The sequence below is a fragment of the Streptomyces sp. NRRL S-920 genome (assembly GCF_000717945.1).
In the GTDB taxonomy this organism is placed as follows: Bacteria; Actinomycetota; Actinomycetes; order Streptomycetales; family Streptomycetaceae; genus Streptomyces; species Streptomyces alboniger.
The window spans coordinates 1-12,848 of record NZ_JODF01000069.1 but is presented as its reverse complement, the minus strand read 5'-3'; the positions used below and the strand labels follow the sequence as shown (position 1 = coordinate 12,848).

General features: G+C 69.8%; 12 protein-coding genes and 2 pseudogenes. 10 read left to right on the top strand and 4 right to left on the bottom strand.

From position 1 onward, the window contains the following. The first annotated feature begins 62 nt into the window (after positions 1-62). Genes IG54_RS0132125 through IG54_RS38510 form a run of 4 tightly spaced genes read left to right on the top strand, consistent with a single transcriptional unit; the run spans position 63 to position 4,312 of the window. Positions 63-1,040, top strand: a complete 978-nt coding sequence (locus IG54_RS0132125) for a hypothetical protein (protein WP_158708969.1) — start codon at positions 63-65, stop codon at positions 1,038-1,040. A 5-nt stretch (positions 1,041-1,045) separates the two neighbouring features. After that, a complete protein-coding gene (locus tag IG54_RS0132120) occupies positions 1,046-2,104 on the top strand; it encodes an LLM class flavin-dependent oxidoreductase (protein WP_030792810.1) in 1,059 nt (352 codons plus the stop codon). After that, positions 2,097-3,659 carry an FAD-dependent monooxygenase gene (locus IG54_RS0132115; protein ID WP_030792804.1) on the top strand — a complete coding sequence of 521 codons (1,563 nt, stop codon included), beginning with the start codon at positions 2,097-2,099 and terminating at the stop codon, positions 3,657-3,659. The genes IG54_RS0132120 and IG54_RS0132115 overlap by 8 nt, the downstream gene beginning before the upstream one ends. 20 nt (positions 3,660-3,679) lie before the next feature. Further along, a complete protein-coding gene (locus IG54_RS38510) occupies positions 3,680-4,312 on the top strand; it encodes a GNAT family N-acetyltransferase (protein ID WP_051820232.1) in 633 nt (210 codons plus the stop codon). Positions 4,313-4,418: 106 nt separating this feature from the next. On the opposite strand, the pseudogene IG54_RS42295 reads toward IG54_RS38510, so the two are convergent. Next, a pseudogene (locus IG54_RS42295) lies at positions 4,419-4,631 on the bottom strand (TetR-like C-terminal domain-containing protein); the annotation flags it as partial. A 4-nt stretch (positions 4,632-4,635) separates the two neighbouring features. Here IG54_RS42295 and IG54_RS0132100 point away from each other — a divergent pair. From IG54_RS0132100 to IG54_RS43220, 5 genes are all read left to right on the top strand, one after another. Then, complete coding sequence (locus tag IG54_RS0132100; protein ID WP_030792794.1) at positions 4,636-4,932, top strand: hypothetical protein; 297 nt, start codon at positions 4,636-4,638, stop codon at positions 4,930-4,932. 394 nt (positions 4,933-5,326) lie between these two features. Further along, positions 5,327-5,674 carry a hypothetical protein gene (locus IG54_RS38505; RefSeq protein WP_158708967.1) on the top strand — a complete coding sequence of 116 codons (348 nt, stop codon included), beginning with the start codon at positions 5,327-5,329 and terminating at the stop codon, positions 5,672-5,674. Between the two features lie 488 nt (positions 5,675-6,162). Further along, on the top strand, positions 6,163-7,191 hold the full coding sequence (locus tag IG54_RS0132090; RefSeq protein ID WP_199809622.1) for a tyrosine-type recombinase/integrase: 1,029 nt from the start codon (positions 6,163-6,165) through the stop codon (positions 7,189-7,191). Beyond that, the gene (locus tag IG54_RS0132085; RefSeq protein ID WP_030792787.1) at positions 7,188-7,514 is read left to right on the top strand and encodes a helix-turn-helix domain-containing protein; all 327 of its coding nucleotides are present in this window, start codon (positions 7,188-7,190) and stop codon (positions 7,512-7,514) included. Before IG54_RS0132090 ends, IG54_RS0132085 begins: the two co-directional genes overlap by 4 nt. Positions 7,515-8,702: 1,188 nt before the next feature. Further along, the gene (locus tag IG54_RS43220; RefSeq protein WP_234336428.1) at positions 8,703-9,809 is read left to right on the top strand and encodes a hypothetical protein; all 1,107 of its coding nucleotides are present in this window, start codon (positions 8,703-8,705) and stop codon (positions 9,807-9,809) included. A gap of 137 nt (positions 9,810-9,946) precedes the next feature. Here the strand turns inward: IG54_RS43220 and IG54_RS0132075 are convergent, their stop codons facing one another. Further along, complete coding sequence (locus IG54_RS0132075; protein ID WP_030792781.1) at positions 9,947-10,717, bottom strand: class I SAM-dependent methyltransferase; 771 nt, start codon at positions 10,715-10,717, stop codon at positions 9,947-9,949. Positions 10,718-11,003: 286 nt separating this feature from the next. Then, the gene (locus IG54_RS0132070) at positions 11,004-11,702 is read right to left on the bottom strand and encodes a hypothetical protein (protein WP_030792778.1); all 699 of its coding nucleotides are present in this window, start codon (positions 11,700-11,702) and stop codon (positions 11,004-11,006) included. Positions 11,703-11,905: 203 nt separating this feature from the next. Between IG54_RS0132070 and IG54_RS0132065 the strand changes: the two are divergent. Then, a pseudogene (locus IG54_RS0132065) lies at positions 11,906-12,286 on the top strand (DUF6233 domain-containing protein); the annotation flags it as partial. Positions 12,287-12,487: 201 nt separating this feature from the next. Here the strand turns inward: IG54_RS0132065 and IG54_RS43215 are convergent. Next, positions 12,488-12,848 (bottom strand): hypothetical protein (locus IG54_RS43215; protein WP_234336426.1); only part of this gene is annotated, 361 nt, incomplete at its 5' end.

Here is a 12,848-nt window from a genome sequence, read left to right as displayed (position 1 = left end):
GCGCATGGGGCGCTCGCGGTTCCGCCCGAATCAGGCCAGTGGACGAGAGGACCGCGAATCCGGTGCAACCGCAGGTGAAGCAGGTGTCGGCGTTCGGCAACGGCAACGTCGGAACGGTCGTGCGGAAGGTGGGCGACGGTACGTACCACTGGGTGCGCACCGCCGGCCGGCTGCGCGCCGCGCCGCTGTGGGCCGCGCCCGCCCCGGTACTGCGCGCCCTGTCCTCGGCGAGCACGGACAGGCTGGAGGTGGCCGTCGTCGAGACGATCGACAACACGCAGCACTTCAGGCTCCCGGGCCCGTCGAGCGTGGCGTTCGACGTGCTGTTCAAACGGGTGGAGCCCGAGGAGTTCACCGTACTGCTGCGGGAAACGGGCCGGGTCGTGCGGCGCGTCCACGATCTCCCACCGGTCGAGGGGTTCGACGAACCACCGGCGCTCCTGGTCGGTCTCGCCTCGTGGCTGGCCACGGGTCGTGGGCCGCGTGATGCCCACACCCTGCACACCCTGGCTTTTGACCGGCTCGGCAGCCGGCGATGGCAGCGGCTTCGGCGGTGGTGCGACGACCTCGTCGGCGACGTCGGCACCCGACGGCTCCTGCACGGTGCCGTCGGAATCGGTCAGGTCGTCCCGTGGCCCGGACATGACCGCGCCTCCCTGCTGGCCGGGACGCATACCGGCGTGGGCGCACCGGCCTGGGATCTCGGGTCCTGCCTGGGGCAGCTGCTGGAACTGCGCGAGACCGGGCGCCGCGGATTCGCCGGGCGACCGCCCGACAGCGACTACGGCGCCCTCGCCGCGGCATTCCTGGCCGGCTACGGCAACGTGGCCGATCCCGTCGCGGTCGGTCACGCCGCCGTGTTGACCTGCCTCAACCACCTCCGCATGTTCGTGACGTACGGCACCTGGCACGATGATGTCGCCCTCCATGTCGACCTGGTGCGCGACCTTGTCGACGAAGAGGGCGGCAGCGCGCTGCGGGGCGGAGCCTGGGCCACCGCGCCGGTGACCGACGGCGACCGACCGTCCGCGGTGCGGTGAAGGCGATGACGAACGCACCGCTTCCCACGCCCGGGGTGATCGTCCCGGTACAGATCACGCGTCCCGACACGGTGGCACCGTTCGCCACGTTGGTACGCGACACCGATGCCCGAAGGCTGTGGACGGGGCAGGGCTTCGCCACCGATGCCCACCAGGTCTTCGCCCACCTCGCGGGCCGGGGCCTGGCTGTGCCGACGGGGATCTCGGTGGGCCTGATGGCGCTGCGCCATCCGTTCGAGGCGGCGCTCCAGGCGCGCACCCTGTCCGTGGTCACCGGGTTCCCGGTGGTCGCGGGGTACGGGCCGGGCGAGCCGGAGTTCGTCGAGGCGCTGGGTGGCACGCGATACCCGGCACCCGTGTCGTTCTCCCGGCGGTACGCGCAGGAGGTCCGCTCCCTGCTGCACGGTGAGCCGGCGCCGGCCGACGGCGGACACCGAGCCGGGCGCGCCCGGCTGCCCGCCTTCGACCACCCGATGCCCGAGGTCGGTCTCGGCGTGCTCCGGCCGGCCATGGCGCGTGCCGCCGGAGCGGTCGCGGACGTCGCGATCACGTGGCTGACGCCGCCCCCCTATGTCGCCCGTACGATCGTGCCCGCCCTTGAAGCCGGTGCCGCCGGACGCCGCACGCCCGCCCCCGGGCCCGGCTCCGACGGACGGCCCACGGTCCCGCGCATCGTGACGGTGGTGCCCGTAGCGCTCGCCGGCAAGGGCCGGGACCCGGAAGTGCTCGCCTTCCACGCCGCCCGCCACCACATGAGCGTGCCGCACTACGCGGACATGCTGCGCCGGGCCGGGGTCGCCCTCGACCCGGCCGACCCTCGGGCCTCGTCGCGGGCGCTCATCGAGTCCGGTGCGTTCGTCACCGGTGACGCCGACCAGGTCGTGCGTGCGCTGGAGCGGTACCGGGACGCCGGAGTGGACGAGGTGGTCCTCAATCCGGCGGGCGTGCTGGCGACGGAAGGACTTCCCGCGGCCGTGCGGGACGTCGAGGAGATCCTCGCGGCGGTGGCCTCGCGCAATCGGGTCGCAGGGCGTTCCGGTGAGGAGGCGAAGACTCGTGGATGACAGCGATGTACCCGTGCTCATCGTCGGCGCGGGACCGACCGGGCTCGCCCTCGCATGTGACCTCGCCCGCCGCGGTGTGGGATGCCGGATCGTGGACCGGGCCCCGGTGCTCCCGTCCGGGTCGCGGGGCAAGAGCGTCCAGCCGCGGACCCTGGAGGTGCTGGACGACCTGGGCGTGCTGGACGAGGTGAGGGCGTACGGGGGCCCCGTCCTGCCCTACCGCGCCTACGACCGCGACCGAGTGCTGGGCGTCTGGCCGAGCGCGCGGCAGCGGGCGGCCACGGCGCAGGTGCCTTATCCGAACGTCCTGATGGTCGCCCAGGAGCGGGTCGAGGACGCGCTGCGCAAACGGCTTGCCCGGCACGGGGTGCGGGTACGGTTCGGCACCGAGCTGCTCACCTTCGCCGCCGACGACGAGGGCGTCACCGCGACCCTGGCCGACCGAAGCACCGTCGAGCAGGTCCGGGCGCGGTACCTGGTGGCCGCCGACGGGGGCCGCAGCGTCGTGCGCAAGCAACTGGAGATCCCCTTCGAGGGCGTGACCTACGATTCCCAACACATCACGGTGGCCGACGTGGAAGCCGACGGCCTGGACCGCGCTCACTGCCACGTGTGGCCACGGGCCGCCGAAGGGACGATCGCCCTCTATCCCCTCCCCGCCGGCCGCTCGTTCCAACTGACGGCCGACGGCGACCTCGGCGACCGCGCGGACTCGCTGCGCGACGCCTTCGCGCAGCGGACCGACAGCATGGGCATCCGGCTGCGCGAGGTGAGCTGGATGTCGACGTACCGGGTGGTGATCCGCGCGGCCCAACGGTTCAGGGCCGGCCGCGTGTTCCTCGCCGGCGACGCTGCTCACGTCTACCCGCCCGCGGGCGGGCAGGGCATGAACGCGGGCATCCAGGATGCCTACAACCTCGGCTGGAAGCTCGCGCGTGTTCTCGCGGGCGCCCCCTCGTCCCTGCTCGACACCTACGAGGCCGAGCGCGTGCCGATCGCTGCCCGGACGCTGGAGACCGTCTCGGAGCTGTACCACCGTTCGCTGCTCGGAGACCCCAAGGGCCGGACGGACCCGCCGGACAGCGGTCAACTGGCCGTCAGCTACCGGGGCGGGCCGCTGGCACTCGACCACCGCGGCCGGGCGAGTGGCCTTCGGGCGGGCGACCGGGCGCCGGACGCGCCGTGCCATGATCGCCGCGGAAAGGCAGTGCGGCTCTTCGACGTGTTCCGCGGGCCGCAGACGACCGTGCTGGCCTTCGGCTCCCGATACGCGCAGTCCGGCACCGCGGCAGACGAACTCCATGCCGACTCCGCAGCTGTTCGTGTCGTCGTCCGGCCGGGCGACAGCGCACCCGGCACCGCGATCGTGGACACGCATGGGCACGCCCATCGGGCGTACGACATCACGGCGGACACGGTCGTCGCCGTCCGGCCGGACGGCCACATCGGCATGATCTGCGAACACGCCGCTCTCGCGGACGTGTACCGGCACCTTGAGGCGCTCGGATGCGGCGATGCCGGGAGCGGCTGCGCGGAACCCGGGCCTCGGCCCTGAGTCGAAGGGAAACGGTGACAGTGACGGACGTCGCGGCGGGACCGACCACCGGATGCGAGCACGACAGGCACGAAATCCGCACACCACGGCTGGTCCTGCGCACCCCGACGGTGCTCGACCTCGCCGCAGGCAACGCCAGTGGCAGCGACCCCGAGGCGCAGCGGTGGCTCGGCTTCCCCGAGGAGGCGATCGTCCCCGAACCGCAGCGCGGTGAACTGCTGGCCGCGGAGCCGGGCCGCGGCGAGTTCCGGGACCTCAGCCGGCTGTTCCCCGACTCCACCGCGCTCGTAGCGGCCGATCACGCGCTGGAACAGCACGTCGGCACCGTCGCTGTCGAGGTTCACCCCTGCGGGCTCCACCACGCCGGTGGCTGGCTCGCGCCCCGGTTCCGCGGGCAAGGGCTCGGAGCGGAGCTGTTCGCGGGTGCGGCGCTGCTCGCCCACGAGCACCTCGGCATCACAGAACTGCACGCGGCCGCCGAAGAGGAGAACGTGGCGATCCACCGGGCGCTGACCGCCGCCGGCTTCGTCGAAGCGCAGGGCCCCGCCACGCATAGGCTGATGAATGGCCGGGTCGTCCCCGTGCTCTGGTACGCGCACCGCGCGGCGGACACCCGGCACTGCGCCCCGTCACCCGTCCGTCGCGGAGCCTGAGCAGCTCCGGGGTCACCGCCGGTGGTCCGGCGATGGGCCGCCCCGGACCTGCCTCGTGACGTCTGGACCTGTTCAGCGCCCTTGAAGTCCAGGGGCGCCCCGAGTCTCATCCGGCCGGCTGCCCCGCGCCCGTGAGGTGGTCGGTCACTGACAAAGCCTCAGGGAGAGAGCCGCCGTCGAGGAGTGAGCGAAAGGTCGCGGCGGCATCGTCGTCCAGCGACGGGAGGCTGCCGCTGAGCTGGAGGGTGGCGAAGCCGTGGGCCAGCGACCAGGCGGACAGTCCGGCGCGCCGGACGTCGGGGGCGCGCCGGGCGGCAGGGCGCATGGTCCTGTTGCTTATTCCGATCGCCTATCTCGTGCTGTTCCTGGCGTGGACAGTGGCTCCCATCGTGTTGCCCAGAGACCGCCTCGGACTGTGGCTTACGGTCGCGCACCTCGCGCTTTCGGTGCTTGCCGTCCTTCTGGCGTGGCTTTCCGATATCCCTCTGGCCCAACCCGCCGCGATTATCAGTGCTCTGCTGGGCGGGTTGCTTGCCGCCCTGCGACTACTTTTGCAGCGGGCATTCGCGGACAGCCGCACTAAGGGCCCGGCTCAGAACTCTCAAAAGTACGGAATCTAGCGCGCCATGCTCGCCGCATCCGACCCGACTACCGACAAGGTCATTCACCGCAGCATCGTGATCGAGGGCTCGTACGATACGGAGCGTCGACTCCTGGCCGGGCTGATTACCAAGGCTCAGCGTCGAACCCATCCTGAGCCAGAGGCGCAAGCCCGGAGAGAAGCGCTTCACGTAAACGGTCGAGCCGTCGAAGATTTACGACCCGGCAAAAATAATCGAGAGAAGGGGTAGGACCAGGTTAGAGACTACTAGGTTCAATGTCCCGCCCACCGCTTCGAGCATCGTCATTCCTTTGGTGAATTACGTCCGGAAGAAGAAGAGTTGCACATTGGATGGGCGTCCGCGTTCCCGCCATCCCGGGTGCCACCTGGACGAGTGATCGAAGCTGACTGATGTGCGTCGTGCTTCCGACATCAAGCGCGCCGAAATGCTCTACACCTCCCTCTCGCTCCAGGCGTCCAACGAGCTGCGGGCCACGCGCCCCGAAGGGTGGGAGTCCACCACCCTCGCCACCCACCGCAAGGCGTGGCTACGCGGCTTCACGTACACCGTCGTCCAGCGAATCAAGGACGCCGAAGCGCGAGTCAAGGGCGAGGCCGAGGCCGAGCACGGCACGTCCGTCGCCCTGGTCCTCGCCGACCGCGCGGCCCTCGCCGAGCGGGCCGCCGACGAGGCGAACCCGTCCGGCGTCAGCGAGTACAAGCCGCGTACGCGCCGAAGCAGGTTCCGAGACGGGCTCTGACGGCGCAGACGCGCGCCGGGCCCGCTCCTGCGGTAGGGGCGGGGCCGGCTGCTTACGGTGGGGCCGTGACCTCGCCCTCCGACGACTCAGCCCGGCCGGTGCCGGTGCGGGTCGTGCTGCCCGCCGACCCGCTGCTCGGGCACCCGGAGCAGGAGGTCGTGGCACGACTATGGAGGCGGCGGCAGACCGAGACCGGGTGGGTGTACCTCGTGGGACTGCCGTCCTACCGGGACCTCGAAAACAGGATGAATTGCATCGGATGCAACACCCTGCAGACTGTTCGAACTCTTGATACTGCTGGCCGAGCGCGGTGAGACGGACTTCGACGAGAGTTCACTCTTGGCGGTGACCTGGTAGGGAAGAGGTCGCCGCAACAATGTTGCATCCGTTACAACGGTGCGGTGACTACGGAGGCCCCGGGGTCAGCACGGCTTGTGCTGCCGCGGAATGTTGTTCACCTCGACCCGGCAGCAGCGGTGTTCGAGGCGATGAAGGACGGTTGGGCCCGCCAGCAGGCAGCACGCTTCCTGAAGGCCAAGACGATCGATCCGCGCCTGCGTCTGGTGCAGCGCCTGGAGGAGTTCACCGGCCTGTACCCGTGGCAGTGGACTCCGGCGGAAGGCGAGGCGTTCATCGCGCACCTCCGCAGCGGCACGCAGCCGATCCATATGTCTACGGCCCGCACGTACGAGGTGACGATCTCTCTCTTCCTTGAGTACTTGCTCGACCGGCGTTACGGGTGGATCGAGACCTGTCTGGAGAGGTTCGGTGAGGCCCCGCAGGAGGTCTTCCATGAGGGCAACTCGGTTCTGCACACGGTGGAGTACGAGGCGGATCCCCGCCGGCGCCCGCTGGACTACGACGAGGTTCAGGCGCTGTTCGATGCGGCCGACGCCCGCCCGGCCAGGGTGCGGGGGCAGGGGCGGAAGGGTGCCTTGACCACGCTGCGGGACGCGGCGGTGCTGAAGACGATCTACGCGTATGGCACCCGCCGCGCCGAGTCGTCCCGGGTCGATCTTGTGGATTTGCGGCGCAACCGGAAGGCCCCGCAGTTCGGCGCCTACGGCAGCATGATGGTGCGCTTCGGCAAGTCCTCGAAGGGGGCGCCGCCCAAACGGCGCACGGTGCTGACCGTTCCCGAGATGGACTGGGCGGTCGATGTCCTCGACGAGTGGATCACGGAGATCCGTCCTCACTTCTCACCGGGCCGGCACCCGGCGCTGTGGGTGACCGAGCGGGTCGGGCGGCTATCGCCCCGCTCGATCAACGAAGCCTTCGTCGCGGCCCGGCAGGACGCGGGCCTGGACGAAGACCTCGACCTGCACTGCCTGCGCCACAGCTACATCACCCACCTGACCGAGTTCGGCTACCCAGCCCGGTTCGTTCAGGAACAGGTCGGTCATTCCCACGCGGCCACCACCGCCATCTACATGGGCGTCTCGAATGAGTACCGCAACCAGTTGCTGGAGGCTTCCATGAAGGACCGCCTGGGTGACGACTGGAGCGTGACGGTGTGATCAAGAAAATGGGTTACCAGTGGAAGCTGCGTCAGCTCATGGCCGACCAGCAGATGTTCCAGACCTCGGATCTGGTTCCGCTGCTCGCGGAGCGCGGCATCACGCTCTCGCGTGAGCAGGTGTACCGGCTGGTCACGCAGCCGCCGCAGCGCCTGAGCATGGACACTCTGGTTGCCTTGTGCGACATCCTGGGCTGCACGCCGAACGACCTGATCAAACCGGAAGTCGTCAACGCTCAGGCCCGCAAGAGCGCCGACGGCACGCCGGGTCCCACCCCGGCGGCGCCGCGTCGCGCTGTCGTCCGCCGTCCCGGTTCGTCGTGAGCTACCGAACCCCGCAGCAGCGGGAAGCCCAGGCGGAACTGGAGAGCACCCGCGCCTGGGTAGTGGACCACTTGTGCAGGACTCTCGGGCCGGGGTTGACGGCCGGCGCCGCGCAGGCTGCCGTCGAACAGGCGAAGGGGTGGGGGCCCCTGCCGGCCCGCGAGCTTGCCCGGTATCTGGAGCAGACACCCGGCGGGTTGACCGTCCCGGTGGTCGTCGGCCCTGTAAGTGTGGTCCGGCTGCGGAGCCTGCTGCACGCCGCCGGGCACGGGGACGCAGTCACGAGGGTGACGTGCGTCCGCTGCGGACGTATGGACCCGCTGCCTACCGAGCGTTCCTCTGACGGGCGTTGTTGCGGTTGGGTGCTGCGCGCGGGAGAACTTCCGCCCGTGCGGACGCTGCGGACGGCTCGACCAGATCGTCACCCGGCGCCAGGACGGGCCGATCTGCCGACGCTGCTACCGCAGCGATCCCCTGGTGGTCACCGAGTGCGCGAAGTGCCACCGGGCACGTCCTCCGGCCTACCGCCAGGAGGATGGGACGGCGCTGTGCTCTAACTGCGGTCCGAGGATCAAGCGGACGTGCGTGGGCTGCGGCCGGATGCGTAGGGTCAACGCCCGAACACCCGCAGGGCCGGTCTGCGGCACCTGCTACGAGGGGCCGAAACGTCCATGCGGCGTGTGCGGCGAGGTCGAGCAGATCCTGACGCGCGGCGCCGGCGGGCAGCCGGACATCTGTGTCCGGTGTTACCGCGGGCCGGAGGGCGAATGCACCGTCTGCGGCCGGTGGCGCCACGGCGGACAGGTCAGCCAGCGGGACGGAGCCTTCCACTGCCGTTCCTGCTGGCCGAGGCCCATCCGTACCTGTGCTCTGTGCGGCCATGACCGGCGTACGAAGACGGTCTGGCCGCTCGGGCCAGTCTGCTCGGGCTGCTACCAGACCCGGCGGGCGACCCCGGCGGCCTGCTCCTCATGCGGGGATCAGCGCATCATGATCGGCCGCGCAGATGACGGCAGCGACCTTTGTGCCACTTGCTGCGGACGGGACGACCACGGGGCCCGCTGCGGCACGTGCGATCAGCCCGGTGATCTCTCCGAGAGCGGCCGGTGTCCCCGCTGTGTCCTGGGCGAACGGGTCCGTGACTTGCTTGGTGGGAAGGACGGCACCGTCCCGGACCATCTGCAGGCCATGGCCAACGCTCTGAACAGCGCGGAGAATCCCTATCCCGTGCGGGGCTGGCTGCGTCGCAGTCCCTCCGCCAAGGCCCTCGCCCAGCTCGCCGCGCGCTCGGAGCCGATCACTCACGAACTGCTCGACACTCTCCCGCAGGGCACCACCATCCGGCACGTTCGCTCCCTGCTCGTCGTCGCGGGAGTCCTGCCCGAGCGCAATGAACACCTCGCCCGTCTGGAACGCTGGGTGACCAGTGAACTCTCCCGACTGCCCGGCCACCAGGCCACCATCGTGCGGCCCTTCGCCGAGTGGCACGTCGTTCGCGACGCCCGCCGCCGCGCCGCCCGAGGCCGCTACACGCACGGCGCCGCCTCGGGCGACATCAAGGATGTGCAAGCCGCCATCAAGTTCCTGACCTGGCTCGACGAGCGCGAACAGCAACTGGCCACCTTGGGCCAAGCGAGCTTCGACCTCTGGCTCACCAGCCACCCCACCCAGCACGTCGTGATCGGCTCCTTCATCCGCTGGGCCACGGCCCGGCGCCTGACGGGCCCACTCGAACTGCCTCGACGAGGACGCTCGTTCGCCGTCAACTTCCAGACCACTGACGAGTACGACCAGCAACTGCGGCGTTGTCTCAACGACAGCACGCTGCCCCGTGAGGTCCGCATCATCGGTGCCCTGGTCCGGCTCTACGCCCTGCCCGTCGCCAAAATCATCAACATCACCACGGACCGATTCCACCAGGACGACACCGGCTGCTACCTGACCATCGACTGCCACCCTGTGCTGCTCCCGCCCAAACTGGGCCAGCTCATCAAGGACCAGATCGATCAGCCACGCACCACGACCCGCATGCGCCGGGCCCTGGACGAAGCCTCCCCCTACCTGCTACCAGGCAAGTTCCCGCACCAGCCTCGCAACCCCCACGGGGTGGACAACCTACTCAGACAGCACGGCCTGCCGGTCCTCAGCGCGAGGAACACCGCCATGGTCGAGGCCGTCACCACGCTCCCGCCCATCGTCGTGGCCGACCTGTTCGGCCTCAGCCCCGCCACAGCGGAGACGTGGGCCAGATACGCCAACGACAGCTGGACCCACTACTTCGCAGCCCGGCCGTGACGTTCCCGACGAGCACGTCGAGGCCGACGCGGTGCACGAGCAGATCGTGCGGCACGAGGTGATCGACGGCAGGGCTGCTCGGGCGCCTGACGTCATCTCACCTGGGCGACCTCGACGTCCCCAGCGGCCTCGACTCGCTACTCCGGGCCAGCGGCCGACGGCAGCGCCTCGACGACGAAGAACAGGAAGCAGGGCTTGGTTGAAAGGTCGTCGAAGCCGTCGGGGAACAGCGCCCGGGCGGCTGGGTCAGGCTGCGGCTCGCTGATGACGGACAAGCCAAACCCCGCGGTGGTGAAAGCGTCGATCATTGCGTGCAACGGCTTTCGCCAGAGGCGCATGGGGGTGGACTGCCCGCCGAGCCACCAGTCGAAGGTGTAGCTCGTGGTCGCGAAGTAGTCGGGCCGAGGGTCTCGGAACGTGTACGCATTGACTGGGTGGTCCACGGACACGATCAGCCGGCCGCCGGGCCTGAGCACTCGCCGAAACTCGGCCAGCGTCGGCCCCCAGTTCTCCAGGTAGTGCAGGACCAGCGACGCGACCACGTCGTCGAACGCGCCGTCCTTGAACGGCAGGCGCTCACCCAGGTCGGCCACGTGCAGGGCTACGTCATCACCGAGCCTCTGCCTGGCCAGTGCGAGCATCCTGACACTGGCGTCGATCCCGGTGGCGATCGCGCCGCGGTCGCGCAGTGCGGCGGTCAGTGGGCCCGAGCCGCAGCCGGCGTCCAGAACTCGGTGGCCAGCCACGTCTCCGGCGAGGTCTAACATCGCGGGTCGTTCGTAGTACGCGTTCACGAGGTTGTTCTCGTTCTCCGCCGCGTATGCCTCGGCGAAACTGTCGTAGTCGTTCACCCGGGTCGGTTCCGCAGCTTCGGCGAAGCTCTCGGGTATGTCGGTTGCGCGTTCCATCGTCGCAGCCTAGCCACGCGGGCCCGCCGCACTGAGTAGTGCATGGTCGGAACACTGCCTCTTCACAGTAGAAACAGGCGGGCACACGTCAGAACGGCGCGCGCGGAGCGAAAAAGTCCCAGTCCCTGTCGAGAAGGTCTCGTAGAAGGAGGGCGGCCTCCCACAGCTCCTGTGATGCGCCATCGTCCTTGTAGAGGTCCCAAAATCGTCGGTGCCGGATCTTCCCTGCCTCCTCATCGTGGAAGGGCTTGTCGACGGCGGCGAAGACGACGCCGACCCGCGACGTCTACCGCAGCGCCTCATAGAGGGCCTCGGTGTATTCGTCCCCGCGACCAGGCCGTACCCAGGCAGTCGGGACGTGTACGAACAACCACCCGACGTGGCCCCGCGGCAGTTGCTTCGCCGCACCCTTGACGGTGTTGCGGACCGTGGCCTCCGAGAAGGGCGTGTCGTCCTGCTTGTACTTCACCTCGACGGGGACTTCACCGATGTGAGCCAGGTCGAGGAGAATGTCGTAGTCTTGGCCCTTGACTCCCGACTCGGTCACCCTAGTGATGCTCGCGGGCACGCGCATGAGGGTTTGGAGGACGTCGGCTTCGAAGATCGCCGACGCGACCTCGTTCTTCTTGGTGTAAGAGAGGAAGTCGGCGAACCACGGTTCGCTCTGGAACTCGAACACCCTCCTGGCCAGCTCCTGACGCTGCCGGGCCTGCTGCACCCAGGGGCCGAGCTCCTCCCGATGGTCAGCGAGGGGGAACCTCTCCTTCACCCAGTCGGCGCCGAAGGCTGATTCGAGGAAGGCCGTCGCTGCGATCTCGACCACGGCAGCCTCCTGACGATTCACCGCGACGTGCGGGTCCTCGAAGAGGGCCTGCATGCCCCGATACACCCGGTCGTTGTAGGCCGCCCACGCGGTTGCCTCGTTGGGAAAGCCCTGGGCCCGGTTTGTCTCCATCCAGGCCGCGAAGGTCGGTATTTCGATCATTCCCGGACTATAGGGGCGTCAACAACACCGTCGTCGGGAATTTCCCTCAACGAGCCGCGCGCAGCTCCCTGGTGAGGTAGCCGTTCGGCGTTGCGTACCAGTCCCCCGGCCATCCTCACCGCGGTCGGCCTAACACCGAGGCCCTCAAGGTCACGTCCCGTGTGGAATAGCGCAGGTACGGAATACTGCCTCTTCACCAGTAGGACGGCAGCGTGGAGGCGGCGGAGTACCGGGTGTGGGTCCGGGCTCCCGACCACGTGCGGCCGGTCGACGGCGTCGACTACGACCAGGTCCCCACCGAACCTCTCCTCCCGGCGCCGCCGAAGTCGATGGTGCGCGAGGTCCTCGGGGAGCGCCGGCCTTCGGGCTGGGTGCTGGCGAAGGCGCGCGAGGGGCAGGGCCCGGCCCGCGGGGTGCTGCACGCGCCGGACTGCGAGGAAGCACCGCAGGGCGCGCCGCTGCTCGGTGTGGAGCAGGCGCTGAACGTCGCGGAGAACCCCGGCACGCGGCTGTGCACGCTGTGCGGGTGCGCGCAGGAGCTCACGCCGATGCTGAGCGGCTTCGACCACATCGGCGACGCCTGACGCGCGGCGGTCAGGGTGTGTCGCCGGAGTAGTGGGAGCGGCCCACCAGACCTGGGTCGGCGGCCGGGCGCGGCGCGTCAGGGAGCGGGTCGTACAGCAGGCGGGAACGTAGAGCACCGACCTCGTCAGCGTCGGGTCGCGGCAACCGGCCGGGGTGGGCGAGCTTCCGTTGGAGGGTGACTCGCCCACGCCCTCGCCGCGTTACCGGCGTCGCCTGAACAGGCCGCGGCTCTTCTTCGCCTCCGCTTCGGCCGCCTCCCGCGCCGCAGACTCCTCCGCCTCACGCCGCGCGACACGCTCCGCCTGCGCACGGTCGATGTCCTGCTGTCGGCACGGCCCGCACAGGTCGTCCCCGGCGCTACGCCATGAGGTCTGCATGATCAACTGCCAGCGTTCGTCGGTGAACTTCGTTCCGCACCGGGTGCACACCGGCCGCTGCGCCTCCCGCTCGGCCTGCTGGTGGGCCTGGACGGCGGCGACCCGCTGCGCCAGGGTCAGGGCGGCGTCCCGGCCCGGGTGGTCGACGGCGTGGGGAGCGGACGCCGTCTCGCCCTCGGGGTCG